Origin of the sequence: Tardiphaga sp. 841_E9_N1_2 (assembly GCF_051811065.1) — a bacterium.
Classification (GTDB): domain Bacteria; phylum Pseudomonadota; class Alphaproteobacteria; order Rhizobiales; family Xanthobacteraceae; genus Tardiphaga; species Tardiphaga robiniae.
On sequence record NZ_JBPWQC010000001.1, the window covers coordinates 3,439,021 to 3,465,833 of the forward strand.

The 26,813-nt window shown below is 61.5% G+C and carries 24 protein-coding genes and 1 tRNA gene; 14 read left to right on the forward strand and 11 right to left on the reverse strand.

Features of this window, described 5'->3' with window-relative positions; genetic code table 11:
• Nucleotides 1–6 precede the first annotated feature (6 nt).
• Nucleotides 7–855, forward strand: coding sequence for a fumarylacetoacetate hydrolase family protein (locus AB8A50_RS16565; RefSeq protein WP_439078339.1), 849 nt, complete (start codon nucleotides 7–9; stop codon nucleotides 853–855).
• Nucleotides 856–978: 123 nt separating this feature from the next.
• A complete protein-coding gene (locus AB8A50_RS16570) occupies nucleotides 979–1,956 on the forward strand; it encodes a Bug family tripartite tricarboxylate transporter substrate binding protein (protein ID WP_231079296.1) in 978 nt (325 codons plus the stop codon).
• Nucleotides 1,957–2,053: 97 nt separating this feature from the next.
• On the opposite strand, the gene AB8A50_RS16575 is transcribed toward AB8A50_RS16570, so the two are convergent.
• Entirely contained in the window at nucleotides 2,054–2,545 is a 492-nt protein-coding gene (locus tag AB8A50_RS16575; RefSeq protein ID WP_089266251.1) for a Dps family protein, read from the reverse strand.
• 264 nt (nucleotides 2,546–2,809) lie between these two features.
• On the opposite strand from AB8A50_RS16575, the gene AB8A50_RS16580 reads away from it, so the two are divergent.
• Nucleotides 2,810–3,505: a class I SAM-dependent methyltransferase gene (locus AB8A50_RS16580; RefSeq protein WP_439059835.1), complete on the forward strand. Its 696-nt coding sequence runs from the start codon at nucleotides 2,810–2,812 to the stop codon at nucleotides 3,503–3,505.
• Nucleotides 3,506–3,707: 202 nt separating this feature from the next.
• Here AB8A50_RS16580 and AB8A50_RS16585 read toward each other — a convergent pair whose 3' ends face one another.
• Nucleotides 3,708–4,073 (reverse strand): ArsR/SmtB family transcription factor, encoded by a 366-nt coding sequence (locus AB8A50_RS16585; RefSeq protein WP_439078340.1) that lies wholly within the window; start codon nucleotides 4,071–4,073, stop codon nucleotides 3,708–3,710.
• 115 nt (nucleotides 4,074–4,188) lie between these two features.
• On the opposite strand from AB8A50_RS16585, the gene AB8A50_RS16590 reads away from it, so the two are divergent.
• The 4 genes from AB8A50_RS16590 (at nucleotide 4,189) to AB8A50_RS16605 (ending at nucleotide 10,277) form a co-directional block, all read left to right on the forward strand.
• A complete protein-coding gene (locus AB8A50_RS16590; protein ID WP_439078341.1) occupies nucleotides 4,189–5,361 on the forward strand; it encodes an MFS transporter in 1,173 nt (390 codons plus the stop codon).
• Between the two features lie 171 nt (nucleotides 5,362–5,532).
• Nucleotides 5,533–8,997, forward strand: coding sequence for a carbamoyl-phosphate synthase large subunit (carB, locus tag AB8A50_RS16595; protein WP_089265918.1), 3,465 nt, complete (start codon nucleotides 5,533–5,535; stop codon nucleotides 8,995–8,997).
• A gap of 197 nt (nucleotides 8,998–9,194) precedes the next feature.
• Entirely contained in the window at nucleotides 9,195–9,671 is a 477-nt protein-coding gene (gene greA / locus AB8A50_RS16600) for a transcription elongation factor GreA (protein ID WP_068728727.1), read from the forward strand.
• A gap of 201 nt (nucleotides 9,672–9,872) precedes the next feature.
• Entirely contained in the window at nucleotides 9,873–10,277 is a 405-nt protein-coding gene (locus AB8A50_RS16605; RefSeq protein WP_093757105.1) for a DoxX family protein, read from the forward strand.
• Between the two features lie 144 nt (nucleotides 10,278–10,421).
• On the opposite strand, the gene AB8A50_RS16610 is transcribed toward AB8A50_RS16605, so the two are convergent.
• Entirely contained in the window at nucleotides 10,422–10,901 is a 480-nt protein-coding gene (locus AB8A50_RS16610) for an Lrp/AsnC family transcriptional regulator (protein ID WP_068730339.1), read from the reverse strand.
• Nucleotides 10,902–11,162: 261 nt separating this feature from the next.
• Here AB8A50_RS16610 and trxB point away from each other — a divergent pair, with 261 nt between their 5' ends.
• Both trxB and AB8A50_RS16620 read left to right on the forward strand, forming a co-directional pair.
• On the forward strand, nucleotides 11,163–12,128 hold the full coding sequence (trxB, locus tag AB8A50_RS16615) for a thioredoxin-disulfide reductase (protein WP_439078342.1): 966 nt from the start codon (nucleotides 11,163–11,165) through the stop codon (nucleotides 12,126–12,128).
• 32 nt (nucleotides 12,129–12,160) lie between these two features.
• Nucleotides 12,161–13,054, forward strand: coding sequence for a LysR family transcriptional regulator (locus AB8A50_RS16620; RefSeq protein ID WP_089266250.1), 894 nt, complete (start codon nucleotides 12,161–12,163; stop codon nucleotides 13,052–13,054).
• Between the two features lie 253 nt (nucleotides 13,055–13,307).
• On the opposite strand, the gene AB8A50_RS16625 is transcribed toward AB8A50_RS16620, so the two are convergent.
• The gene (locus AB8A50_RS16625) at nucleotides 13,308–15,743 is read right to left on the reverse strand and encodes a heavy metal translocating P-type ATPase (protein WP_439078343.1); all 2,436 of its coding nucleotides are present in this window, start codon (nucleotides 15,741–15,743) and stop codon (nucleotides 13,308–13,310) included.
• Here AB8A50_RS16625 and AB8A50_RS16630 point away from each other — a divergent pair.
• Both AB8A50_RS16630 and AB8A50_RS16635 read left to right on the forward strand, forming a co-directional pair.
• On the forward strand, nucleotides 15,742–16,017 hold the full coding sequence (locus AB8A50_RS16630; RefSeq protein WP_089266249.1) for a metal-sensitive transcriptional regulator: 276 nt from the start codon (nucleotides 15,742–15,744) through the stop codon (nucleotides 16,015–16,017). The genes AB8A50_RS16625 and AB8A50_RS16630 overlap by 2 nt on opposite strands.
• A gap of 266 nt (nucleotides 16,018–16,283) precedes the next feature.
• Entirely contained in the window at nucleotides 16,284–18,671 is a 2,388-nt protein-coding gene (locus AB8A50_RS16635) for an EAL domain-containing protein (protein WP_439078344.1), read from the forward strand.
• Between the two features lie 93 nt (nucleotides 18,672–18,764).
• Here the strand turns inward: AB8A50_RS16635 and AB8A50_RS16640 are convergent, their stop codons facing one another.
• From AB8A50_RS16640 to AB8A50_RS16650, 3 genes are all read right to left on the reverse strand, one after another.
• Entirely contained in the window at nucleotides 18,765–19,445 is a 681-nt protein-coding gene (locus AB8A50_RS16640) for a ParA family protein (protein WP_068728738.1), read from the reverse strand.
• 209 nt (nucleotides 19,446–19,654) lie between these two features.
• On the reverse strand, nucleotides 19,655–20,026 hold the full coding sequence (locus AB8A50_RS16645; RefSeq protein WP_439078345.1) for a hypothetical protein: 372 nt from the start codon (nucleotides 20,024–20,026) through the stop codon (nucleotides 19,655–19,657).
• 174 nt (nucleotides 20,027–20,200) lie between these two features.
• Nucleotides 20,201–20,665: a hypothetical protein gene (locus AB8A50_RS16650; protein WP_439078346.1), complete on the reverse strand. Its 465-nt coding sequence runs from the start codon at nucleotides 20,663–20,665 to the stop codon at nucleotides 20,201–20,203.
• Between the two features lie 54 nt (nucleotides 20,666–20,719).
• Here AB8A50_RS16650 and AB8A50_RS16655 point away from each other — a divergent pair, with 54 nt between their 5' ends.
• Nucleotides 20,720–21,367 (forward strand): SGNH/GDSL hydrolase family protein, encoded by a 648-nt coding sequence (locus tag AB8A50_RS16655; RefSeq protein WP_439078347.1) that lies wholly within the window; start codon nucleotides 20,720–20,722, stop codon nucleotides 21,365–21,367.
• 20 nt (nucleotides 21,368–21,387) lie between these two features.
• Here the strand turns inward: AB8A50_RS16655 and AB8A50_RS16660 are convergent, their stop codons facing one another.
• A complete protein-coding gene (locus AB8A50_RS16660) occupies nucleotides 21,388–21,618 on the reverse strand; it encodes a hypothetical protein (protein ID WP_089266247.1) in 231 nt (76 codons plus the stop codon).
• On the opposite strand from AB8A50_RS16660, the gene AB8A50_RS16665 reads away from it, so the two are divergent.
• Nucleotides 21,617–21,868, forward strand: coding sequence for a hypothetical protein (locus AB8A50_RS16665; RefSeq protein WP_439078348.1), 252 nt, complete (start codon nucleotides 21,617–21,619; stop codon nucleotides 21,866–21,868). The two genes, AB8A50_RS16660 and AB8A50_RS16665, sit on opposite strands and share 2 nt — an antisense overlap.
• A gap of 14 nt (nucleotides 21,869–21,882) precedes the next feature.
• On the opposite strand, the gene AB8A50_RS16670 is transcribed toward AB8A50_RS16665, so the two are convergent.
• The 3 genes from AB8A50_RS16670 to AB8A50_RS16680 form a co-directional block, all read right to left on the reverse strand.
• Nucleotides 21,883–21,959 (reverse strand) — tRNA-His (locus tag AB8A50_RS16670).
• 151 nt (nucleotides 21,960–22,110) lie between these two features.
• Entirely contained in the window at nucleotides 22,111–22,545 is a 435-nt protein-coding gene (locus AB8A50_RS16675) for a phasin (protein WP_068728746.1), read from the reverse strand.
• A gap of 269 nt (nucleotides 22,546–22,814) precedes the next feature.
• Nucleotides 22,815–23,186 carry a phasin gene (locus AB8A50_RS16680; protein ID WP_115033036.1) on the reverse strand — a complete coding sequence of 124 codons (372 nt, stop codon included), beginning with the start codon at nucleotides 23,184–23,186 and terminating at the stop codon, nucleotides 22,815–22,817.
• Between the two features lie 366 nt (nucleotides 23,187–23,552).
• Here AB8A50_RS16680 and AB8A50_RS16685 point away from each other — a divergent pair, with 366 nt between their 5' ends.
• Entirely contained in the window at nucleotides 23,553–26,813 is a 3,261-nt protein-coding gene (locus tag AB8A50_RS16685; protein WP_439078349.1) for a PAS domain-containing protein, read from the forward strand.

Below are 26,813 nucleotides of genomic sequence, written 5' to 3' on the forward strand. Positions count from 1 at the left end.
ATCACGATGAAATTGGCAAGTTTTCAGATCGGCACCAGCAAGACCTGGGGTGTGATCGAGGGCGACGAGGCGCTCGACATCGGCGCGGTTCTTGGAGCGCGCTATCCCGATCTCAAATCCGTCATTGCAGCCGACGCGCTGTCCGTGGTGCGTGATGCAGCCGGCAAGGCCAAGCGCATCCCGACCGCTGACATCACCTGGTTGCCGGTGATTCCGAATCCGGACAAGATCCTCTGCATCGGCCTGAACTATGAAATGCACCGCAAGGAAACCGGACGCGCCGAAGTCGACAATCCCACGGTGTTCGGCCGCTTTGCCAACAGCCAGACCGGCCATCTCACCAATATCATCCGGCCGAAGGTCTCGACCCACCTCGACTTCGAAGGCGAACTCGCGATCATCATCGGCAAGCCTGGACGACACATCACGCAGGCCGATGCGTGGAGCCATATCGCCGGCTATGCCTGTTACAATGAAGGCAGCGTGCGCGATTTCCAGCGTCACACCCATCAGTTCACGCCCGGCAAGAATTTTCCGGAGACCGGCGGCTTCGGCCCCTGGATGATGACGCCGGACGAACTCGGCGATGTTGCGCCGCTGCGGCTGCAGACCCGCGTCAATGGCCAGGTCGTACAGGACGCCACCATCGATCAGATGATCTTCGATATCCCGCGTCAGATTGAATACTGCTCGTCCTTCACCCGCCTTGAGCCGGGCGACGTGATCGCCACCGGCACGCCGGGCGGCGTGGGCGCCAAGCGCACGCCTCCGCTCTGGCTCAAGCCGGGCGATATCGTCGAAGTCGAGATCGATCGGCTCGGCGTGCTGCGCAACGGCGTGGCCGACGAGGCCTGATGCAAGCGGCAGCACGCGCCACCAGCGCCGCGGGCTGCTTCGCACGACAAGACCCGCTCGTTCAAAAAGCACGCCTCAACAAGCGATCAAAAATCGCAGGCCAACCATTTCAGGAGGAAATCCATGCTCACATTGTCCCGTCGTTTGTTGTTGACCGGTGGCATTCTTTGCCTCTCGCTGCCCGCCTATGCGCAATCATGGCCGCAAAAGCCGGTGACGATCGTGGTGCCGCAAGCGGCGGGCAACAGCCCGGATGTGCTGTGCCGCATCGTCGCCGAAAAACTCTCCCGCTCGCTCGGACAACAATTCATCGTTGAGAACCGCCCGGGCGCCGCGAACCTCGTCGGCGCACAGACGGTCGCGCGCGCCGCGCCCGACGGCTACACCTTCCTGTTCGCGACGTCGGCGGCGCTGGTCACCAATCCCTATACGTTCAAGAAGCTGCCCTACGATCCCGTGAAGGATTTCGTGCCGGTGGCGATGGTGGCGCGCAGCAACCACGTGCTGCTCGTCAATCCCGAAGTGAAAGCAAAGACGCTGGCGGAATTGATTGCGCTCGAAAAATCCGCCCCCGGTTCCCTGAGCATGGCGGTCGACGGCGCGCGCAACATTTCCGGCCTGATCGCACAGACCATCAACAAGCAGGCGGGCACCAGTTTCGTGCTGGTCCCCTACAACACCATCACCAACGCGATCCAGGACAGCCTGACCGGACGCACCCAGGTGACGATCCAGTCCGCATCGGTGGCTGAGTCCTTCATCAAGGCCGGTACGCTGCGGGCACTCGCCATTGCCGGCAACAAGCGCGTCGATTCATTGCCGGATGTGCCCGCAGTTGCCGAGACGTTGAAGGGCGCGGATCTGCAAGGCTGGTTCATGATGATGGCCCCGACCGGGACACCTGCCGAGATCGTCGACAAACTCAGTGCCGAGATTGCGCAGGCACTGAAATCGCCGGACGTGCAGGAGCGCGCGCCCGTGCTAGGCTTCGATGTCGCCTCCGGTGACGTGGTGACGCCTGCGGGCGCGAAGCGCTTTTTCGACGCCGAGCTTGTCGCCACGGGCAAGACGATTCAGGAGCTCGGTATTCAGCCTGAATAACCGCGGCCCAGCGCTTGTGCCGAACAACGGCAGCATCTCCACATGAAAACGCCCGCTGTGAAGCGGGCGCTTTGACATATTCAATCGGGAACGAAGCTTACGCCTCGTTGCCGCCTTCCTGCTGCGACGCCTCGAACAGGAACCAGGTGCGGCGCTCGGTGTCGTCGATGTAGTTTTCAAGCAGGCTGGCGCTGGCGATGTCCTTGGCGTCGTCGCAGACCTCGTGAGCCTTGCGCATCGCCGCTGCCATCTTCTTGTTGTCGTTCATCAGCTCGCGCAGCATCTCCACCGGCGGCACATAAGCCTCGTCATTGTCCTTGATGGTCTGCAGCTTGGCGACTTCGCCGATCGAACGCAGCGTGCGACCGCCGATCTTGCGCACGCGCTCTGCCAATGGGTCAGTCGTCGCAAAAATCTGGTCGGACTGCTCGTCGAGCATCAGGTGATAGTCGCGGAAATGGCGCCCGCTGAGATGCCAGTGAAAATTCTTGGTCTTCAGGTAAAGCGCGAAAGCGTCGGCGAGCAACCCGTTCAGCGCCTTGGCCACCTTCTCCACGGCGTCGGCTGAGAGGTCAGTCGGGGTATTCATTTCGGCAGCGATTTTCGATGTCTTGGTGCTCACGTTACTTACCTTCCCGTGTCGGATGATTTGATGGCTGGAGGGTTGTCGTCAGGGCGGAAGATTTCAGGAAAAATCGGAGTGGTCTTGACGGAAAGCACTGCAAATTTCCGAAAACTGCGGTTCTTGAAGGAAAGGCGGTTTCCCACGCGCCTGAAAACGCTCTAGACCGTTTCAACGCATCACAAATATAGGGGTTCCCGACACGGGAACAACAATCGGGCCGGGCAGACGATGGAAGATTGGATCGATTATTACGATTCCACGCATACGATTTATGCGAGCAAGCTGCATCGTGACGTGCATTTCGAGGTCATCGCCCGCGATATCATTGGCTACATCGCCTCTCAGGATGCCGTCGTGCTCGACTACGCCTGCGGCGAAGCACTCTCGGCCGCCAAAGTGGCCAATGCCTGCAGCAAGCTGATCCTGGCAGAGCCCGCGCCTGGCGTTCGCGGCCGACTGGTCGCCCGCTTCGCGCCCAACACCAAAATCCGGGTCCGGTCGCTGGAAGAGTTGCGCAACATGACGGCGCAGTCGATCGACCTGGCTGTCATGAATTCGGTGGCTCAGTACATGACAGGCCCCGAACTCGACGATGCCTTTGCGATCATCAAGCGGCTGCTGGCGCCTGGCGGCAAGCTGGTAGTCGGCGACATCCTGCAGCCCGATGTCGGCATGGCGACCGACGTCATGGCGTTGCTGAAGCTCGCCCGGGAACACGGCTTTCTCTGGGATGCTTTCGTGGGCCTCGTGCGCACGGCCCTCTCGGACTACCGCCAGCTGCGCACCAAGGTCGGCCTGCAGCGCTACAGCGAGGCGGAGATGCTGGCCAAGCTGACCGCGGCCGGTTTCCGGGCCTCGCGGGCGCCGGTCAATATCGGCCACAATTCCTCGCGCATGACCTTTGTCGCCCATCACGCATTCTGAGGTATCGGCTGGGGCAAACGGACGATTAAGGTTAACAGACGGTTTACGAAACTTGAGGTGGATCGCCACCCCGTGATCGGTAACATTGTGCTCGGCCCGGTGGCGGAAATGTCTACGCGGGGGCGATGCATCGCTCTTTATCCTGGTTCAAGTCCAGGCTGGGCCTCCAACCTTTCAGACATTTACCAGTGGGTCGGCGCTGTCAGGCTTCGGTGAATTCCAGCACCGGAAGCTGCAGGCGCTCGGCATCGCGCTCGGCCGATGCGAGCACCGCATCCAGCAAACCCGGAAATCTGCTCTCGAGATCTTCGCGGCGCAGTTTCATCAACCTCGCCGTCCCCACCGCGCGCGTTTCCATCAGGCCGGCCTCGCGCAGTTTCGCAAAATGATAGGCGAGATTGGACTTGCCGCTGAGGCCGTAAAAATCGCCGCAGCGCAATTCTCCGACCTCTTTCTCGCGTTTGGCCAGATTGTAGACGATCGCCAGCCGGATCGGATCGCTCAGGCAATCCATCACGCCAGGCAATTCGATCTGTTCGCGCGCGGGATGCGGGAGAATGCGGCTCATGACTCCTCAATACTGATTCCGGCCGGCTGCCGCAATGTTCAATATTTCTTGAACCATTTGACATTCTGCACCGCCGCATCAATAGTTCAACAGACCTTGAACTAAGGATTTGGCGATGAGCGTTTTCTGGCTGGCCCTTGCGGCATTTGCGATTGGGACCGAAGCATTTGTAATTGCTGGTCTTCTTCCAATCATGGCAACGGACCTGAACGTCACGTTGGCGGCTACGGGACAATTGGTCACCGTTTACGCCATCACCTATGCCATCGGCTCGCCGATCCTGGCTGTGCTGTTCAGCAATTTTGACCGCCGCACCGTCGTCTCCCTGGCGCTGGTCTGCTTTATCGTCGGAAATCTTCTGGCCGCCGTTGCGACCACATTCGGCACTCTCCTGCTATCGCGCATGCTGATGGCTGTCGGCGCCGGACTGTGCATGCCAACCGCCATGGCCGTCGCAATCGCGATCGCTGCACCGGAACGCCGTGGCCGCGCCGCGTCGCTGGTGATCTCCGGCCTGACGGTGGCGACGGTTCTGGGCGTGCCGCTCGGAACCTGGGTCGGCAGTCATTTTGGCTGGCGGTCGACGTTCGTGATGGTCGCTGCGCTCGGCGCCGTCGCATTGGCCGGGCTGCTGCTGGGATTGCCCCGCGGTTTGCCACGCACTGCTGCCACACTCGGTCAGAGGCTTGCCGTCGCGCGCCATCCCGAAGTGCTGAAAACCCTTGCTGTGACCTGCATGTGGGGCCTCGGAGGCTTTACCTCATTCACCTACCTGGCTGTGCCGCTGCACCGACTTGGCTTTGACGCCAACGGAATCAGTCTGGCACTGCTGGTCTTTGGCGTCGCCGCGGCCATCGGAAATACCCTGGGCGGCGCGATGTCCGACCGTATCGGGCCGCTCCGGACCTCGACGCTGGGCCTGATCGGCATGATGCTGTCACTGACGCTGCAGTCGGTGGCCCTGATATTTGCGCCGCCCGCCACCGCGGGTGCGCTGTTTCTGGTCTTCATTTTTACCCAGGGCATTGCCGGCTGGATGTTCTATCCCGGACAGGTCGCACATCTCGTGCGCATCACGCCGGAAGCCTCGGTCATCGCGCTCTCGCTGAACGCCTCGGCCATGTATATCGGCTTTGCCGGCGGCAGCGCGTTGGGCGGCGTGGTGCTGTCGACATTGAGCTCCAACCACCTCGGCTGGATCGGCGGCTGCGCCGAGGCGGCAGCCCTCGTGCTCGTCCTCGCCGGACACCTTCTGAAGCGCCCGAAACCGGCCCAAATTGCCGGTTGATGGCACCTTCAAAAGCCTTCCCCGCCCCGTTATAGTGGTCTAAAGACAGCCGCGCGCGAGGATCGGCCTATGGCTCCCTGAGGGGTCAATGGCTGGTTTGGCGCCCGGGCCCGAGGGACGCGCGTATGCGCGCCCTTTTTTTGTGCCGATTTGTCACCACCGCGAGTTTAAATGCCAAAACGCACCGACATATCCACCATCCTGATCATCGGCGCCGGTCCTATCGTGATCGGCCAGGCCTGCGAGTTCGACTATTCGGGCACGCAAGCCGTCAAGACGCTCAAGGAAGAGGGCTACCGGATCGTTCTGGTCAATTCCAATCCGGCCACGATCATGACGGACCCGGAACTGGCGGACGCGACCTATATCGAGCCGATCACACCCGAGATCGTCGCCAAGATCATCGAAAAGGAGCGCGGCGACCGCTCCAAGGGTTTTGCGCTGCTGCCGACCATGGGCGGCCAGACCGCGCTGAACTGCGCTCTGTCGCTGCGCCAGCAGGGCACGCTGGAGAAGTTCGACGTCGAGATGATCGGCGCCACCGCCGAAGCCATCGACAAGGCTGAAGACCGCCAGCTGTTTCGCGAGGCGATGACGAAGATCGGGCTGGAGACGCCGAAGTCGCGGCTCGCCAACGCATCCGCGCTGAAGAAGCAGTATCGCGAGCAGCACCAGGCCGAAAAAGCCAAGCTAACGGGCGACGCGCTGGCCGAACATGAACGCCAGTGGGTGCTGCATGAAGGTGACCGCCGCAAGCGTTATCAGGAGCACGCCCTTGGCCAGGCGCTGATGGCGCTGTCCGAAATTGGTTTGCCGGCGATCATCCGCCCGTCCTTCACCATGGGCGGCACAGGCGGCGGCATTGCCTATAACCGCGAAGAATTCCTCGACATCATCGAGCGCGGCCTCGACGCGTCTCCGACCAACGAAGTGCTGATCGAAGAGTCAGTGCTCGGCTGGAAAGAGTACGAGATGGAAGTCGTCCGCGACAAAAAGGACAACTGCATCATCATCTGCTCGATCGAGAATCTCGATCCGATGGGCGTGCATACCGGCGACTCCATCACCGTCGCGCCGGCGCTGACGTTGACCGATAAAGAATATCAGATCATGCGCGACGCCTCGCTGGCGGTGCTGCGCGAGATCGGCGTCGAGACCGGCGGCTCCAACGTGCAGTTCGGCGTCAATCCTGCCGACGGCCGCATGGTCGTGATCGAAATGAATCCGCGCGTGTCGCGCTCGTCGGCGCTGGCCTCGAAGGCCACCGGCTTCCCCATCGCCAAGGTCGCAGCGAAGCTCGCTGTCGGCTATACGCTGGACGAAATCGCCAACGACATCACCGGCGGCGCAACGCCTGCGTCGTTCGAGCCGACCATCGACTATGTCGTCACCAAGATTCCCCGTTTCGCCTTCGAGAAATTCCCGGGCGCATCGCGCACGCTGACCACCTCGATGAAGTCGGTCGGCGAAGTGATGGCCATCGGCCGCACATTCCAGGAGTCACTGCAGAAGGCGCTGCGCGGACTTGAAACCGGCCTGACCGGCCTCGACGAAATCGAGATCGAGGATCTCGGCCGCGGCGACGACAAGAACGCCATCCGCGCTGCACTGGGCACACCGACGCCGGACCGTCTGTTGCAGGTTGGCCAGGCCATGCGTCTGGGCTGGACCGATGAGGAGATCTTCAACTCCTGCAAGATCGATCCGTGGTTCCTTGCGGAAATGCGCGGCATTGTCGAGATGGAAGCCAAGGTGAAGGCCAACGGCCTGCCCGCCAACGCCTTCGGCATGCGGACGCTGAAGGCCATGGGCTTCTCCGACGCGCGCCTCGCCGTGCTCGCCGGCAAGACCGAGGCCGACGTCAAGGCCCTGCGCCGCTCGCTCGATGTGCGTCCGGTGTTCAAGCGTATCGATACCTGCGCCGCCGAATTCGCCTCGCCGACCGCTTACATGTATTCGACCTATGAGTCGTCCTTCGCCGGCGCCTTCGCTGACGAGAGTCAGCCCTCGGACAAGAACAAGGTCATCATTCTAGGCGGCGGCCCGAACCGTATCGGCCAGGGCATCGAGTTCGACTATTGCTGCTGTCACGCCTGCTTCGCGCTCGCTGACGCCGGCTACGAGACCATCATGGTCAACTGCAATCCGGAAACCGTGTCGACCGACTACGACACGGCGGATCGCCTGTATTTCGAACCGCTGACTGCCGAAGACGTGCTCGAGATCATCGACACCGAACGTCAGAACGGCACGCTGCATGGCGTGATCGTGCAGTTCGGCGGCCAGACACCGCTGAAGCTCGCGCGCGCGCTGGAAGCCGCCGACGTGCCGATCCTCGGGACCTCGCCGGATGCCATCGATCTTGCCGAAGATCGCGATCGCTTCAAGCGTATCCTCGACAAGCTCAAGCTGAAGCAGCCGAAGAACGGCATCGCCTATTCGGTCGAACAGGCCCGCCTCGTCGCAGCCGATCTCGGCCTGCCGCTGGTGGTGCGTCCGTCCTACGTGCTCGGTGGCCGCGCGATGCAGATCATTCGCGAGGAAAGCCAGCTCGGCGATTACCTGCTCGGCACGCTGCCGGAGCTGGTGCCCGGCGACGTCAAGGCGCGGTATCCGAACGACAAGACCGGCCAGATCAATACGGTGCTCGGCACCAATCCGCTGCTGTTCGATCGCTACCTGTCGGATGCCATCGAAGTCGACGTCGACTGCCTGTGCGATGGCAAGGACACCTTCATCGTCGGCATCATGGAGCATATCGAGGAAGCCGGCATTCACTCCGGCGACTCGGCCTGCTCGCTGCCGCCGCATTCGCTCGACGACGACATGATCGCCGAGCTCGAACGCCAGACCCGCGACATGGCGCTCGGCCTCGACGTGGTCGGACTGATGAACGTGCAGTTCGCGGTCAAGGATCGCGACATCTACGTGCTCGAAGTCAATCCGCGCGCGTCGCGCACCGTGCCTTTCGTTGCCAAGGTGATGGGCATGCCGGTGGCCAAGATCGCCGCGCGTATCATGGCCGGCGAGAAGCTCGCCGACTTCAATCTGAAGAAGCGCAAGCTCGACCATGTCGGCGTCAAGGAATCGGTCTTCCCGTTCGCGCGCTTCCCCGGCGTCGATACGGTGCTCGGCCCGGAGATGCGCTCCACCGGCGAAGTGATGGGCATCGATCGCTCGTTCGAAATCGCCTTCGCCAAGAGCCAGCTCGGCGGCGGCACCCGCGTGCCGCGCAGTGGCACCGTATTCGTGTCCGTGCGCGAAAGCGACAAGACGCGCATTCTCGATGCCGTGAAGCTGCTCTCGTCGAACGGCTTCAAGGTGCTCGCGACGTCGGGGACCCAGCGCTTCCTGGTCGACAACGGCGTCCCCGCCGAGAAGATCAACAAGGTGCTGGAAGGCCGGCCGCACATCGTCGATGCCATCACCAATGGCGAGATTCAGCTGGTTCTGAACACCACCGACGGGCCGCAGGCCCTGGCCGACAGCCGCTCGCTGCGGCGGGCTGCCCTCTTGCATAAAGTACCGTATTACACCACTCTTTCGGGTGCCGTGGCGGCTGCACAGGGCGTCCGGGCCTATCTGGGCGGGGACCTTGAGGTCCGCACATTGCAGAGTTACTTTTCCGAAGCCTGAATTCGGGCGGACTGCAGGTCCGACGAGATCAGCTAGGCAAGGCACGACCGGAACTCACCGGTCGCGTCTTTGTTTTGTTTCGGCACTCGAAGCCGGCGTCTGAACTGGCTGCAAGCGCAGCCAAGCCGACATCTTGCAGAACGAATGGTTTCATGCGCGCGCCGCCGCGTTCCGCATGACGTTAGAGGACGAAGAGAATGGTTGAGAAGGTCCCGATGACAGCAGGTGGCTACGCTGCGCTGGAGGTCGAGCTGAAGGAACGTCAGTCGGTGCACCGTCCGCGGATCATCGAGCAGATCGCCGAAGCGCGCTCCCATGGTGACCTCTCGGAAAATGCCGAGTATCACGCCGCCAAGGAAGAGCAGTCGCATAATGAAGGCCGCATCAGCGATATCGAAGACAAGCTCGCCCGCGCCGATATCATCGATATCTCGAAGCTGTCCGGCGATACCATCAAGTTCGGCGCGACCGTGACGCTGATCGATGAGGACACCGAGAAGAAGGCGGTCTGGCAGATCGTCGGCGAGCCCGAGGCTGATGCCAAGAAAGGTCGCATCTCGATTACCTCGCCACTGGCGCGTGCGCTGATCGGCAAGAGCAAAGGCGCATCGGTCGAAGTCGTCGCTCCCGGCGGGGCCAAGGCCTATGAGATCACCAAGGTCGAGTGGCGCTGATCGACAGCGCTCAACGCGAAACAAGAAAGCCGCGCATCATGCGCGGCTTTTTTATTATCCCCCGATGGCGGTATCCAGCCATCGCTACTCACGGAAACTTCTGGAATACTTCCACAGCTCACGTGTTTTCACACGAGAGTGACCAGCATTTTGCATTGCAGTAATGCTAGAAACGATGGTCATCACAGGGGGACTAATGACATGGACCAAGCCTTCGCTAAATTTCAGCCTGCTGCACTAAGCCTTTTCCGCTTCATCACCGGCCTGCTGCTGCTGCAGTATGGCATCGCCAAGATCTTCAAATTTCCGGTTCTGCCTTATTTCGCGAATATTCCGCCGTTGATCCAGGTCGCCGCAACGCTTGAACTCGTTGGCGGTGCGCTGCTGCTGCTCGGCCTGTTCACGCGTCCAGTTGCGTTCATCCTCGCCGGTGAAATGGCTTTCGCTTACTTCCTCGGCCACATGTTTAAAGGCGCGGATCCGGTTTTCCTGCCGCTGCTGAACGGCGGCACCGCTGCCATCCTGTTCTGCTTCTCCTGCCTCTATCTTGCGACGTCAGGCGGGGGCCCGATCAGCCTCGACGCGATACTGCGCAAGAAGAGCTGATTGAACGGTAGGATGGGTAGAGCGTCTTCGCGAAACCCATCGGTGCACACATTCAGGTGATGGGTTTCGCTTCGCTCTACCCATCCTACACAAAGAAAGGGCGCTGACTTCACGGTCAGCGCCCTTCGCTCTTAGAAAGTACTGCTAATCCGCGGCCCTCAGCTCGAGCGGCACGGCGGCTGCGTATTTCGAATTCTGCAGAACCAGAGACGTGCGGACGTTGCGGACATGCGGCGCGGCCGTGAGATGGCCGACGAAATCCTGGAAGGTCGCCATGTCGGGCGCCACGCATTTCAGGATGAAGTCGATCTCGCCCGACAGCATCCAGCACTCCCGCACCAACGGCTCCTTGCGGACGAAATCCTCGAACGCCTTGAGATCGGCATCGGCCTGACTCGACAGGTGGACCGAGGCGAACACGGTAACGTCGAAACCGAGCAATCGGGGATCCAGCAACCCGCGGTAGCCCTGGATATAGCCAGCCTCTTCCAGCGTCCGGACCCGCCGCAGGCAGGGCGGCGGCGAGATGCCAACGCGCTTGGCGAGTTCCACATTGGTGATTCGGCCGTCGGCCTGGATTTCGCTGAGAATTTTGAGGTCGATGTCGTCTAGGCTTTTCGGCACGCGGCGCGGATCCTGGCTGGTATTCAAACAAACCGTTTGAACTCTCTTAGCGCAGGAGCCGCAACTTGCGCAATTTTATTGCGCGTGCATCGCAGAAATTAAGCGTCTCCGGGGGAAAAATTGCCGGGACGAATTGCAATTCTTGCATGGCTCGCCAGATATTCTACACTAGCAGACAAGACTTTCGACGCCGCAGCGACGTGTTCGCCGGCACATTTCGCCTCAGCAATGACCAATTTCCCTTCAGAAAGGGACTCGACCATGGCCGCCCCCATCCATGCCAAAGTCGTCATCATCGGCTCAGGCCCGGCTGGCTACACTGCCGCTATCTACGCCGCACGCGCGATGCTCGAGCCCGTCCTGATCCAGGGGATTCAGCCCGGCGGCCAGCTGACCATCACCACGGATGTCGAAAACTATCCGGGCTTCGCCGACGTCGTCCAGGGTCCCTGGCTGATGGAGCAGATGGAGAAGCAGGCGCATCATGTCGGCACCAAGATTGTCACCGATCTGGTCAGTGACATGGATCTGAGCCACCGCCCGTTCCGCCTGACCTGCGACAGCGGCGACGTCTATCTGGCCGAAACCGTGATCCTGGCCACCGGCGCACAGGCGCGCTGGCTCGGCATCCCGTCGGAAGAGAAATTCCAGGGCGGCGGCGTATCAGCGTGCGCCACCTGCGACGGATTCTTCTATCGCAACAAGGAAGTGATCGTGGTCGGCGGCGGCAACACGGCCGTCGAGGAAGCTTTGTTCCTGACCAATTTCGCCTCGCAGGTCACCGTCGTGCATCGCCGCGACCATTTCCGTGCCGAACGCATCCTGCAGGAGCGATTGTTCAAGCACCCGAAGATCAAGGTGGTCTGGGACTCGGCGCTCGACGAGATCTGCGGCACCGAAGGCCCGGCCAAGGTCACCCATGTGCGCCTAAAAAACGTCAAGACCGGCGCCATCACTCAGGTGCCAGCCGACGGCGTCTTCATTGCCATCGGCCACGCGCCCGCGACCGAACTCATCAAGGGCCAGATCAAGCTGAAGCCCTCGGGCTATGTCGAAGTGGCTCCGAATTCCACCGCAACCTCGATGCCCGGCGTCTTCGCCGCCGGCGATGTGGCGGATGAAACCTATCGGCAGGCGGTCACCGCCGCCGGCATGGGCTGCATGGCCGCCCTCGAAGCCGAACGCTATCTTGCCGCGCATGCTCATGACCGCGCAGCGGCCGAATGATGATCAAACGAACCCGCGACGGATTTACAGATATGGACTGGGACAAGCTGAAGGTGTTTCACGCGGCGGCGGAAGCGGGGAGCTTCACGCATGCAGGCGAGCAACTGGGCCTGTCGCAGTCGGCAGTCTCACGACAGGTGAGCGCGCTCGAGCAGGAGCTGGCGGTCTCGCTGTTCCACCGCCACGCCCGCGGTCTGATCCTCACCGAACAGGGCGACCTGCTGTTCCGCACCGCCCATGACGTGTTCATGCAACTCCAGGCGGCCCGCGCAAAGCTGACCGACAGCCGCGAGCGGCCGAGCGGCGACCTCAAGGTGACCACAACCCCGGGCGTCGGCATCAACTGGCTGATCCCGCGCCTTGGCGAGTTCACCGCGCTTTATCCGGAAATCCGCATTTCGCTGATCGTCACCGACGAAGAACTCGACCTGTCGATGCGCGAAGCCGATGTGGCCATCCGCACCCGTAAGCCGACCCAGCCGGACCTGATCCAGCGCAAGCTGTTCGCCATGGGATTCCACGCTTATTGCTCGCCGGAATATATCAAGCATTTCGGCACCCCGCGCACCCTCGACGAACTCGACGGGCACCGCATCATCATGCTCAGCGACGCCCAGGTGTCACCGCACCTGCAAAACCGCAGCTGGCTGATCGATGCCGGGCGCAACGGCTCCGGCCCGCGCGAACCCTACTTCAAGGTCAACAATATTCTGGGCCTGATGCGCGCCTGCCAGCAGGGCTTGGGCATTGCAGCATTGCCGGACTACCTGGTCGAAGAAAACGATCGTCTGGTTCAGCTCTTCAGTGAGTCGGACTCGATTCAACTCGACACTTATTTTGTCTATCCCGAAGAGTTGAAGACGGTCGCCCGTGTGCAGGTGTTCCGCGACTTCATCGTCAGCAAGGCGCAGCGCTGGCCGTCCTAACCCGCAATATTTCAGGGCAGATATGCCCACGCTTCCCAGCATGTCAGACATGCCAAGTGATGCGTTGCTGCATGCCACCTTCAGGGATCATACTTCTCAGACGCTGAGATTTTGCGCTGCGCATTTGTCCCCCTCCTCCAGTGGTGCGAAGTCTCAGTAATCCCTCTTGGAAGGTGATTGTGTCGGCCTCTCGAGGCCAATACCTCAGAGCCGGACTCGTTTGAGTCCGGCTTTTTTTTGCGCCCGCGAATTGTCAGTCCAGCTTCACTTTCGCCAGCCGGAGCGCATTGCCGATCACGCTCACCGAGGACAGCGCCATCGCGGCAGCGCCGAGCATCGGCGACAGCAGGATGCCGAAGATCGGATACAGCACACCGGCCGCAATCGGCACGCCGGCCGCATTGTAGATGAAGGCGAAAATCAGATTCTGACGGATATTGCTCATCACAGCCTTTGATAGTTCGCGCGCGCGCACCAGCCCCATCAGATCGCCGGTCAGCAGTGTCACGCCAGCACTCTCGATCGCCACATCGGTGCCGGTCCCCATGGCGATGCCGACATCCGCAGCAGCCAGCGCAGGCGCATCGTTGACGCCATCGCCAACCATGGCGACCCGGCGGCCTTCGCCGCGCAGACGTGTGACCACGTCACTCTTGCGCTCCGGCAACACACCCGCCTCGACCTCATCGATACCCAGTGTCTTTGCCACGGCTTTAGCCGTCGTCGCATTGTCGCCGGTGAGCATGACGATCCGCAGGCCGTCGGCGCGCAGCTTCTTCAAGGCGTCCTGCGCCGATGGCTTTACGGGATCGGCAATCGCCATCACACCGGCGACGCTGCCATCGATAGCAACGAAGATGGCAGTCGCACCGTTCTGCCGCGCCAGTTCGGCGACGCCGTCGGAGCGCGTCGTGTCCACTTTCAATTCGTCCATCAGCATCGCATTGCCCAGCGCAACGCGCTTGCCATTGACCACACCCGACGCACCTTTGCCGGACGGCGAGGCGAAGTCACTGGCATCGCTCAGCACCACATTGCGTTGCTTTGCTTCATTGACGATGGCTTGCGCCAACGGATGCTCGCTGGAACGTTCGATACTTGCCGCAAGTTGCAGAATGTCGCTTTCGTTGAACCCTTCCGCCGGCGTGATGCTCAGCAGTTTCGGCTTGCCTTCCGTCAGCGTACCCGTCTTGTCGATCACAATGGTGTCGATGCTTTCCAGCCGCTCCAGCGCCTGCGCGTCACGCACCAGAATGCCGGCTTGGGCACCGCGACCGACGCCGACCATGATCGACATGGGCGTTGCGAGACCGAGCGCGCAGGGGCACGCGATGATCAGCACAGTGACCGCAGCAACAAGCGCGAACGAGAGCCGCGGCTCCGGGCCAAACATCGCCCAGGCCACAAATGCCAGAATGGCAGCAACCAACACGGCCGGCACGAACCAGCCGGCGACACGATCAGCGAGACGCTGGATCGGTGCGCGCGAGCGCTGTGCCTTCGCGACCATGTCGACGATCCGCGACAACATCGTATCGCGGCCGATCTTGTCGGCCCGCAGCACGAGGCCGCCGCTCTGGTTGACGGTGCCGCCGATGACGCGCGCGCCTTCGGCCTTGCTCACCGGCATGGACTCGCCGGTGACCATGGATTCATCCACCGACGAACGCCCCTCGGTAACGACGCCGTCGACCGGAATTTTCTCGCCCGGCCGCACCCGCAACAAATCGCCGATGGCGATGGCGTCGAGCGCAACGTCCTCATCACCATCCTTGCCAATGCGCCGCGCGGTCTTCGGCGCAAGCCCGAGCAGCGCGCGGATCGCACCTGACGTCTGATTGCGCGCACGCAGCTCGAGCACCTGTCCGAGCAAAACGAGCACTGTGATGACCGCAGCGGCTTCGAAATAGACCGCCACTGCACCGTGATGGTCACGGAACGTGTCGGGAAACAGACCGGGCGCGAAGGTGGCCACGACGCTGTAGATCCACGCCACACCGGTGCCCATGGCGATCAGCGTGAACATGTTGAGATTGCGCGTTACCACCGAGCGCCATCCACGTTCGAAGAACGGCGCGCCGGCCCACAGCACCACGGGTGTCGCCAGCACCAACGAGATCCAGTTCGATGTGGTCTGCGATACCAGTTGCATCAGGCCGAGATGCGCGCCCATCTCCAGCACGAACACGGGCAATGTCAGTGCCAGCGCGATCCAGAAGCGCCGGGTCATGTCGATCAGTTCAGGATCGGGCTTGTCGTCGAGCGAGACCTGCTCCGGCTCCAGCGCCATGCCGCAGATCGGACAGCTCCCGGGTCCTTCCTGACGGATCTCCGGGTGCATCGGGCAGGTATAGATGGTGCCGGCTGGCGCGGGCGGCGCGGGCTCCTTCGGCTTCAGAAAACTCTCGGGATCCGCATTGAACCGCTCGCGACAGCGCGCGCTGCAGAAGAAATACTCATGGCCCTGATAGATCAGACGGTTCTTGGCGGTGGCGGGATCGACGGTCATGCCGCAGACCGGATCGAGCACTTTGGTCGGCGCAGCCTCGGCGTGATGGTGACCATGCGAACAGCATGCGCCATGCGTGTGACCGGCGTGGGCATCGTGCCCCGTATGCGTGTGAGTTGTCTCTGCCACCGCGACCTCGCCTCTTGAAACATATACCCTATGGGGGTATATGGACCTCATGCGCAGCGAGATCAAGACGTCCTGTTTAAAACGCCTCAAACGGATCGAAGGCCAGGTCCGCGGCTTGGCCGGCATGGTCGAGGCCGACCGCTATTGCATCGATGTGGTTACGCAGATCGCCGCGGCCCGCGCAGCGTTGCGACGCGTCGAGGAAGAGATCCTGCGCGACCATGTCGCGCATTGCGTTGAGCACGCGATCTCGTCAGGCGACAAGGCCGATCAACGCCGCAAGATTGCCGAGTTGATGGACGTGGTCAGCCGCGTCGACCGGTGACGCGAATGCGACGTGCGGGCACGATGTTAGAAGACGGTTGATCAGTCGTTACGGTTTTTGCCCGGTGAGGGTGGCGCTGAAATGCGGCCACACCTTTAGGTCATCAAGGGCCGGCGAATATCCGCAAAATTTACGACTGGATAAGCATGCGCAGCGATAGCGCACGGGGCGATCTAATAGCGCCGATCGCCGGTATTTACGTGTCTTTACGTACTTATATCTAACGTCCCGCGCAATTGCGGTAATCCCGCTCGCGGTATCTGTACATGCTTACGATCTATAACTGCATCGCCAATGCCCATGATTTCAGGCTCGTCGGACTCGCGGCCATCATCTGCGCGATCGCGTCCCTCGCTGCTATCAACCTGCTCCGTCATGCGCGAAGCGCCACAGGCCAGATGCGCCTCGTCTGGCTCGCGGTATCCGCGATCTCCACGGGCTTCGGCATCTGGGCCACGCATTTCGTAGCGATGCTGGCATTCTCGCCGGGGATGCCGAGCGGCTACAATATTGTACTTACGGTCGTCTCGCTGATCGCCGCGCTGCTGCTGACCGGCGCCGGCCTCGCCGTATCGTTGATCCCGAATTTTCGTGCCGGCCTCTGGATCGGCGGCGCCGTCGTCGCGGGCGGCATCGCGGCGATGCATTACACCGGCATGGCCGCCTTCGAACTTCAGGCGCGCATCGACTGGGATACGACGCTCGTCATCGTCTCGATTGTATTGGGAGCCGTGCTCGGTGCGATCGCGCTTCCGGTAGGGTTGCATGGCGCCACCCTGCGCTGGAAGATCAGCGGCGCGCTGCTGCTGACGCTCGCGATCTGCAGTCACCATTTCGCGGCGATGAGTGCGGTCACGATCACCCCGGATCCGACCATCGCCGTCTCGCCGCTGACCATCCCCGCCGGATGGCTCGCACTTGGCGTCTCATTGATCAGCTTCGCCATCATTGGCCTGGCGCTGGCTGGCATCGTGCTGGATATCCGTGATCACCGCCGCTCCGATCTCGAAGCCGACCGCATGCGCGGACTTGCCAATGCTGCCGTCGAAGGCCTGCTGGTGTGCGACGGCGACGCGATCGTCACGGTCAACACGTCCTTCGCCGCGCTGGCGGGATCGTCCGCTGAATTGCTGATTGGCGGGCGTCTGCAAGACTGCTTCCCCGATGGAGATACGCGGACGCAGATCATGAGCCAGCCTGACAAATCGGTGGAAGCGAGCCTGCGGCAGCGCAACGGCCAGACGATTCCGGTTGAATTGATCCTGCGTGGAATCGACTTTGCGGGGAAGCCACATCAGGTCATCGCCGTACGTGACCTCCGCGAACGCAAGCAGGCCGAACAGCACATCCGCTATCTCGCCCACTACGACTCCCTGACCGGACTACCCAATCGCGGCACTTTCCATGATCGAATCGATCAGGAGATTGCGACACTATCCAAGGACCGCTCGCTCGCCGTACTCGCTTTGGATCTCGATCAGTTCAAGCAGGTCAATGACCTGTTCGGCCACGCCGCCGGCGACAAGGTCCTCAAGAGCGTAACGGCACGCATCACCGCCCTGCTTGGCGAAGGCGAGATGATGGCGCGTCTTGGCGGCGACGAGTTCGCCATTCTCTTGCCGAACCTGACCTCGCCCGCAGCTGCGAGTCAGTTCGCCGACAGGATACTGGAAGCATTCCGGAGCAAGGATGCCACCTTCGAACTCGGCAGCGTCACCGCCAGTGTCGGCATCGCACTCTGCCCAGACGACTCCAGTGATCGCGACACGTTGCTCGCTTGCGCCGACACCGCGCTCTACCGTGCCAAATCCGAAGGACGCGCGACCTGGCGCTTCTTCGAACCTGCAATGGGGGAAGCCGTGCGCGACCGCCGGCTGCTCGAACACGATCTGCGCAACGCCATCGATGCCAATCAGCTGAAAGTGGTCTATCAGCCCCAGGGCACCATGGAGTCGGGCCGTGTGATCGGCTTCGAGGCACTGCTGCGCTGGAATCATCCCGTCCGCGGCAATATTCGCCCCGACATCTTCATTCCGATTGCGGAAGACACCGGCGCCATTCTCGGCATCGGCGAATGGGTGCTGCGCGCCGCCTGCCGTGAAGCAGCGACGTGGAAGCATCCGTTGACCATCGCGGTCAATGTCTCGGCGGTTCAGATCCACCACGATAGCTTTGTCGCAACCGTCCATGAGGTCTTGCTGGAAACCGGCCTGCCCCCGCATCGGCTCGAACTGGAGATCACCGAGACTGCGCTGATCCGCGACTTCGATCGCGCATTGTTGACACTTCGCCGGATCAAGGCGCTCGGCGTTCACATCGCCATGGATGACTTCGGCACCGGCTACTCGTCGCTGTCGAACCTGCGCGCATTCCCTTTCGACAAGATCAAGATCGACGGATCGTTCATCAGGTCGGTGAACACCAACAGTCAAGCAGCAGCAATCGTGCGCGCCGTCCTCGGCCTCGGCCGCGGGCTTGGGCTGCCGGTGCTCGCCGAAGGCGTGGAAACCGAAGCGGAGTTCGCATTCCTGCGCGACGAGAAATGCGACGAGGCGCAGGGCTATCTGCTCGGCCGTCCGGCTGACATAGACAACTTCCGTGAAGTCACCCAAGGGGTGACCTCGCCCACCGGAGATATCGCCATTTCAGCATAGGCGTGAACACCCCACCGTCGCGGCCATACCAACGACAAAAAACGCGCGAAGGTCTCGCGCGCTTTTTCTGGGGTCAAAAGAGCAGAACGGCTATCAGGCCGCCTGCTTGTGCATCGCGCCGGTCGCCGATCCGTTGCCGCGAATAGCCTTGATCGAACGTTCGATCGCCGCCCACAGCTTCCCAATCTCGCTGGCTGCGCGACCTTCTGCCTGATATTCGCGGGCGCCTTCGCCGTTGCCAAGCGCGAGCAGGAGATCTGCACGGTTGGTGATCTGACCGGACCACACCGGAGCCTTGAACTTGGCGAGCGCTTCGCGGGCGATCGTCACGATACGGCTTTCGGAATCGTCACGGCGTGCCGGCGCACCGTTGATGACAACCGCATAGGGCTTGCGGGCCGAACGGCAGGACTGGATCGTCGCCTGCACCGCATCGACGTCGAACACGCCGGGACGCGCAGGAATGATCACCATGGTCGCGTTCTTGATGGCATCGTCGACCACAGCCGATGTGTTCGGCGGCGTATCGATGAATACCCATTCGAAACCGTCACGCTTCGCGGCGGCAACCATTTCGGTCACGCTGCGATTTGCGATCTTCAGCGGCGGTTCATTTGTTCCCCGCAGCTTGTGCCACAGCGTCAACGAACCCTGTGGATCCGCGTCGATGAGCAAGCAAGGCTTCGTTGATTTATGAACTTGAGCAGCAAGATGTGCAGCCAGGGTACTCTTCCCCGAGCCGCCTTTACGCGATGCGAAAACTATGACGTTCATATGTTGGCCTCCAGATTGACCCCAGGAGGCGAAAATGAATCAGTCTGCTGATTCGTTAAAGTCATATTTACGCGTAATTCAAGGATATGTGCCTGATTTGTTTGGAATGTTGGTTTTTGAGTCACACAGTGCGGCGCAACAGGCCCGAAATGAGTCAGGTGTAGTACGCTTGTCGCCACTTTGTCGCACTCTGGTATCAAGTCAGACGCTCAAATCTTGCTATCAGCGCCGTTGGAACGAGTTGAATCCGGGCCTTCGATAGCAATGCCCTTCGCGCGCTGACGTTCGATCCACTTTCGCTCAAGCCAACCGAGAAACTGCGCCACCGGTTTTTCCAGCGGCGGAATATCCTGCGCGATGAGGATGAGTCCGAGCGGCAACATCCAGAGGCCGAGCACAGGAAGAATGCTGAAAATCCCACCGACAATCAGCAAAATGCCAAGCGGGAATCGCACGAGCTTCGATGAGGGCTTGCGCAACCAACCCACAAATCGAGCCGGTCGGGGCGGAAGTTTGGTTTCGAACCAGGCCAAATGCCGATTGAGTTCGGCCTTGTAGTCGATATTGGTTTCGCTGCTCAAAATGACGCTCCTCGTGGTCTGGAGATGTTGTTTCGTGTCGTGATACCCAACGTGTCAGTTTGTCACGGGTTCACTTTTTTGCCACGATCGATGGCGTCACGGTGCAGCGACTCGGCGAGATCACGCCGTTCTGCATGCTGACTAAACGTCCATTCACATGAAAGCGAAGCCTGATCAGCTCGAGCGAGTCGGTTTTTTCGCCCTTCGCGACTTGACCGCGGGCTTGCGCACGCTGGCCGGCGTTGCCCGAAAGAATTGCGCGCAGCCCGGGCTCAATTGCGCCCGCTTCTGGATCATGCAGGCTGTCACGCGATCGACATCGGGAATGGCTGAGCTGCAGAGCCGAAAGGCATCGCCGGTGCAGAGCTGTTGCTGATCCTCGGTATAGGCTTGCGACGGCGTCGCCAAGAACGACGCGCCGATCATGAGTGACATGGCGAGCGACCCGCTCAAAATCCCTGGACGTACCGACATTAGTCCCCCCTGGTTGCACGTTATCGTGGGAGTGTCGGAGACGATTGCCAGCTTGGCAAGGTGGACGTGACGGGGATCGGGCTTGCCTTCGCGCCGGCCCTGTAGTTTCTCCCGGACATCGCGGCGCCGTTGCCCCGTCGCGACCTCGTGCGAGAGACGGTCCAAGATGAACAGTGAGACAAAAGCGATACTCCGAACCTGCGCGGGCGGTCCACGATCATGAACTGGACCCGTATTGGCATTATCGGCTTCGTGGGGTTGTGCGGCTGGGCGGCATGGCCCAAAGGAAATGACGCGACGCCGCCGCGCCCACTTCTGATCAGGGCAGCATTGAAACAGGTCGATGATCCCGTCATCATCCTCGGCGACAGTATCGTCAAACGCGCAACCTTCCCCCGTGCCGTCTGCGGTCGGCCCATCGTCAATGCCGGAATCGACGGATCAACGACATCGAGCGGTCTCGATGCCATGCTGACAAAAGCACTTGGTGGGAAACAGGCCGCAATGGTCGTCGTCTCCCTCGGACTCAACGATGCTGCGGTCCCTGTGAACGCGGACTCATACAGGACCAACTATCTCGTTTTGCTCGCGACGCTGAAATCCACGGCTCCACGAATGGCCATCGCGACTGTGACACCTGTTGAAGCCGGCAAATCTGATAGCGCGCGCATCAACGATCAGGCGATCGACAACTACAACGCGTTGCTGCCAACCATCGCTGGCGATGCTGGCGCGAGCCTTGTCACCATCCCGTCCATGCCGGCGAAATACACAACCGATGGCATTCACCTCAATGATGCCGGCTATGCAATCTGGACCAAGGCGGTTCTCGGCGGGGTCAGCGACGTCCTCTGCAAAGGCAAGTAACAACAACGCAGAAAACCGCATCAGGCCTCATTGACGCCAACGCCGCGCTCATCAAGGAGCTGCTGCCCTTTCAACGTGATCCTAAATTTCGGCCCCGCTGCCGGCTTGGCTTGATCGATTACCTCGACAAGCCCTTGAGCAATCAGCCCGTCAAGCACGGCACGTTTTTCGGCATTGAGATCGGGCCCAGAGGCGCGCGCGATGTCGCACATCATCGCAATAGCGGTATTGCTGATATCAGCGTCGATCATGATTGCCTCCCTGTCGTTGGGAAGCCAACGGAACGATGGCAATCGAGTTCCACGACCGGCCTGGCGGAAGCACGCGGGCATTTACGACGTCGAGTTGCCCGAAGGCGGGCTGTTCGTGCCCAAGCCCTACAGCCCCGAGCAGATCGTGGGCACGCTGAATGATCTGACCGGCGCGCCGGCATTGCCGGCCCGACCCAAGCGGTCAGACATTGTCGCAGCCCAAAGCAACGGCCACGCTCGAATCGGCTAAATGATTGATTTGTATGGTACAGTTGGGTGGTCTCGAACCACCGACCTCCTGCTCCACAAACAGGCGCTCTAACCAACTGAGCTACAACTGCATCCTGACCGGCCCCAAAATCAGGGGGTCCCGAACAGGCGGGAAACTAGGTGCAACGCATCACTTTGGCAAGGCCGCGATGATGATTTTTGGCGCAAACAAAAGCCCGGGCTTGCGGCCCGGGCTTTCGATTATTTGGCGGTGCGATCGGCTCAGGCGGCCGGCTGGAACAGCTTCGAAGCGCCGGTCTTGATCGGTTCGGCGGTCTCGGTGGCGATCTTCTGGCCGAGTTCGGCGAGCTGCTTGGTCTGACCGGTGAAGGTTTCAACCTGGCTGCGCGCAAAAGCGGTCCACAGCTCCATCGCCTGCGACGGCGACTTCACGCCGATCAGCGACTGGGCGAAGTCGAAACCCGCATTGGTGTTGGTCTTGGCAATGTCGAGCAGCTTGGCCGAATATTCGGCAGCGCCCTTGGTGGCCGTGCCGAACACAGCTTCAACCGTGCTGTTATGGGTCTCGGCAGCGTCCTTGAACTTGGCATAACCCTCGCGCGCCTGCGAGACGCCCTTTTCGGCGAATGCGCGGACCTGCTCCGGCACCTGGAACGGGATAACGGAAGATGAGAACGGATCGGTCGATTCGGCCATAGCGTGCATCCTTCGTGGTGGGGGGTGAAATCAATAAACCCGTGGAGGCTGCGAAAGGCACCGGTGCCTTTCATCAGCTGGCGGGAAACAGAGCGGCATCGCCATCAGCGATGCGTCATTGTGCTTACCGCAATATCATGTCGGAATTGTGCGGCGCAACAGAATATTGCACCGCAGAATCGCATGAGACCCGGATCGAATGCGCGCCCACGTCATGGAACTCGCTCAATATCAACCATTGATTGCAGAACGGAGAGCGCAGGGGTCGGTCAGCTCTTGGGCTTGGCGGCGTCCATGGCAGCGCGGCTCATGATCTGGCCCATTTCGCTGGCCTGCTCTGCCAACGACTTCATCTGCGACTGCACGTATTCGCTGTGGAGCCGCATGACGTCGCCGAGATCCTTGGCGTGCAGCAACTGCTGGGCATAATCCAGCGACGCAGCGACGTTCTTCTCGGCATAGGCGATCGCCTTGGTGCTGACATCCTTGGCGCCGGCGCGCACGGTCTCACCGCGGTTCTCGATCGACGACGCCGTGCTCTGGGCGCTGGCCAGAAACTTCTCGAATGCCTGCTTGGCCTGGTCGAAGCTGGCTTCGGCCATTGCGCGCATTTCCTTCGGAATTTCGAATTGGTCGGTCATGTCCCGCTCCATTTTGCATTGACGAAGCCGTCCACGGCCCCGTCTCCCGTGTCGCCCACTGCAATCTAGCCGAGCTTGGCATCGCCGATGTGACGCGGCGTCCCGTCCTCGTCCGATCCCATCGTGGACCTTTGTTTTTGTTTTGCAACTGCCAACGCATGGCCCAGCCCCTCCGTTCGGCAGAATGCCGAACCCTCGGAGCGGATTAACGTTATTGCTGCTTTGGCCTGCTGGAATGGGCGGGGGACGTGGACCTGCGCGTCCGCGCGGGCGATACTAACGAATTATTAAGGATGTCATCGTTTGGCCCGCAATCTGTGACGCGGATACCGGACGGGCGCCCAACGAGTCAGTCATGAAGTGCCGATGAACAATGCGGATTTTCAGTTGCGGGGCGTTGGCGATGCACGGCTGGCCGTACACGCCACCAGCAACCAGCCGGTCTGGCTGTGGTCGCGTGACGGCACCCGTGTGCTGTGGGCCAATCCGGTCGGCGCGCGACTGTTCGGCGCCCGTAATGCAGCGGACCTGTTTGCCAGGACTTTCGGCCCCGCCGATACCCATCGCCGCCAGATAGCCCAGCTCGGCTCACGGCTGCCGGCCAGTGGCGCAATGCGGCTGGAGCGCTTGCGCGGCTTCGGCGCGGCGCTGGGCAGCCTGATGACCTGCGCCTGCTCGCAGCTTGAATTTCCCGATGGCGGCAGCGGCATTCTCGTTGTCGCAGCGGAGCCGCTCGGCGGCCGCGGCATGCCGCTGGTCGAACGGCTGCAAAATCTCGTCGAGGGAAGCGACACCCCGATCGCCGCCTTTGCACGCGACGGCCTGTTCGTCGGCGCCAACGAAATGGCTCGGGCGCTGCTCGGTTTTCGCAATCTCTCCGATGCCGGCCTCGATCATGCGCGCGACGGCGCGCTGAAGGACGGGCGCATAGAAACGCCTATCGGCTTTGGCCGCATGGTACTGCAGCGCGTGGGCAGCGGCGCCGATGTCGGACTGGTGGCGCTGATCGCGCCGGGCGCTGTGCATCCGGCACCGAGCGAAGAAGAACTCGAGGCTCCGGCAGAGCCGGAAGCCAGCGTTGAACCGCAGAGCGCCCTTACAGAGCCGAGCGACCTCTTCGTCGAATTCGACCAAGCCCCCGGGGAAAAAGACCCGAGCGAAAACGCTATCGACATCGACGCTCCGATCGAGCCGGAAAACGCCGAGATCGATCGCGACGTACATCTCGAAGAGGTGATCGCCGAAACCATCGCACATGCCGACGCACCGACTGAGACTGATGCGCAGTCGCCCGCCGTCGAAGCCGTTGCCGACCAACCTGCGTCCGTTGCGCTGCCAGAGATCGAGCCGCGCACGACGCCGCTCCGTTTCGTATGGCAGATCGATGCGGAGAAGCGCTTCACACTCAACTCTGACGAGTTCATCCACCTGATCGGCCCGCGCACAGCGGCAAGCTTTGGCCACAAGTGGAACGATCTCACAGCCGAATTCAACCTCGATCCCGACAGCCACGTCGTCAAGGCGATGGCCACGCAGCAGACATGGAGTGGCATCACGCTGCTCTGGCCGGTGGATGGCGGTGGCCGCCTGCCTGTCGAACTCTCTGGCCTGCCGCTGTTCGATCACGAGCGCAATTTCACCGGCTATCGCGGTTTCGGTGTTTGCCGTGATCTCGATGGAATGACGCGGCTCGCCGAGCAACGTCGACATGATCACATCGGCGATCCACCGCCCCGACCATTATCCGCCGATGTCGCGCAGGCCGGCCCTGTCGGCGACAGTCTCGATGAACCGATTGCCCTCACCACCACCCCGATACCAGAACAGACACCACCGCCAACCACACCGGACAGCACCGTGCAACCACCCGAGAACGTCGTGCCATTTCGACCAGGCGATCCCAGATCGCCGGCACTGACGCCTGTCGAGAACAGCGCCTTCAACGAGCTTGCGCGGCAATTGTCGGCGCGGCTTGAGTCGGAAACGGGACTGATCACGAGCACGAACACACCCGAAGCGGACAGCGAGACGGACGATGCACCGACGGCTGCCCAGACCTTGTCTCAGCCAACTGAGGCGGCGTCACAGGCTGCCTGGCTGACAGCGCCACCGGCTGCACCGCGCGGCGAGATGATGCGCGACAAGGTGCTGCTCGACCTGATGCCGGTCGGCGTCCTAATCTATCGCCTCGATCGCTTGCTATTCGCCAATCCCGCCTTCCTCGCCCGGATGAACTATCCGAGCCTGAACGCGCTGGAAGAAGCGGGTGGCCTCGATGCGCTCTATGTCGGAGCTGATGTCTCTTCTGCAGCCAGCACCTCCGATGACGGCACCGCCGTCACGATTTCAGGCGGTGACCAGTCCGGCAACACCGTGCCCGCCGAAGCGCGCCTGTACACGATTTCATGGGACAACGAACCGGCACATGCGCTGATTTTCGCTCCGCCCAAGGCAGAGCCTGTCGCCGCCCCTGTTACGATCGCTCCGCCCGTTGCGGACGCGCCCTTGCCCGCCGGCCATATCGATGCCGAAGATCTGGCCACCATCCTCGATACCACGGCCGAAGGCGTCATCATGTTCGACGCCGAAGGCAACATCAATTCCTGCAACCGCAGCGCCGAGGCGCTGTTCGGCTATAGCGGCGAATTACTGACGCAGCGGAATCTGACCGACCTGTTCGCTGCAGAAAGCCGCCGCGTGGTGCAGGACTATCTCGCAAGCGTCAAGGAATCCGGCGTAGCCAGCCTGATGGATCATGGCCGTGAGGCGCTGGGCCAGGTGCGCGCCGGCGGCCTCGTGTCGCTGTCGATGACCATCGGCCGCACGCGCACGGATGGACCGAACTTCTTTGCCGTGTTCCGCGACCTGACGCAGACGAAGAAGACCGAAACCGAACTGCTGAATGCACGCCGCCAGGCCGATCGTGCGGCAACGGCCAAGGCGGATGTGCTGGCGCGGATCAGCCACGAGGTCCGTACACCGCTGAATGCCATCATCGGCTTCGCGGAAGTGATGGTCGACCAGCGCTTCGGCCCGCTCGGCAACGAGCGCTATGTCGAATACATGAAAGACATTCGCGCCTCGGGCGAACGCGTCATCGCGATCGTCAACGATCTGCTCGATCTGTCACGCATCGAGACCGGCAAGATCGACCTCGCTTTCACCACGCAGAACCTCAACGAGATGGTGGAGCAATGCGTCGCGGTGATGCAGCCGCAGGCCAATCGCGGCCGCATCATCATCCGTACCTCGCTGGCGCATCTGCTGCCGACCGTCGTTGCCGACGCCCGCGCGCTGCGGCAGATCACACTGAATCTGATCGGCAACTCGATCCATCTCGCCAATGCCGGCGGTCAGGTGATCGTCTCCACCGCATTGTCGGACTTCGGTGAGATCGTACTGCGCGTCCGAGACACCGGTCACGGCCTCAACGACAACGAACTCGCCGCCGCGATGGAGCCGTTCCGGAGTTCGACGCCGGCTGATTCTTCGGAGAGCTCGGGTGTCAGCCTGTCGCTGACCAAGGCCCTCGTCGAGGCCAACAACGCTCGCTTCCAGATCAAGACCGCGCCGAGCTCGGGCACGCTGATCGAGGTGGCATTTTCGAATGCAGCAATGAAAGCCTGA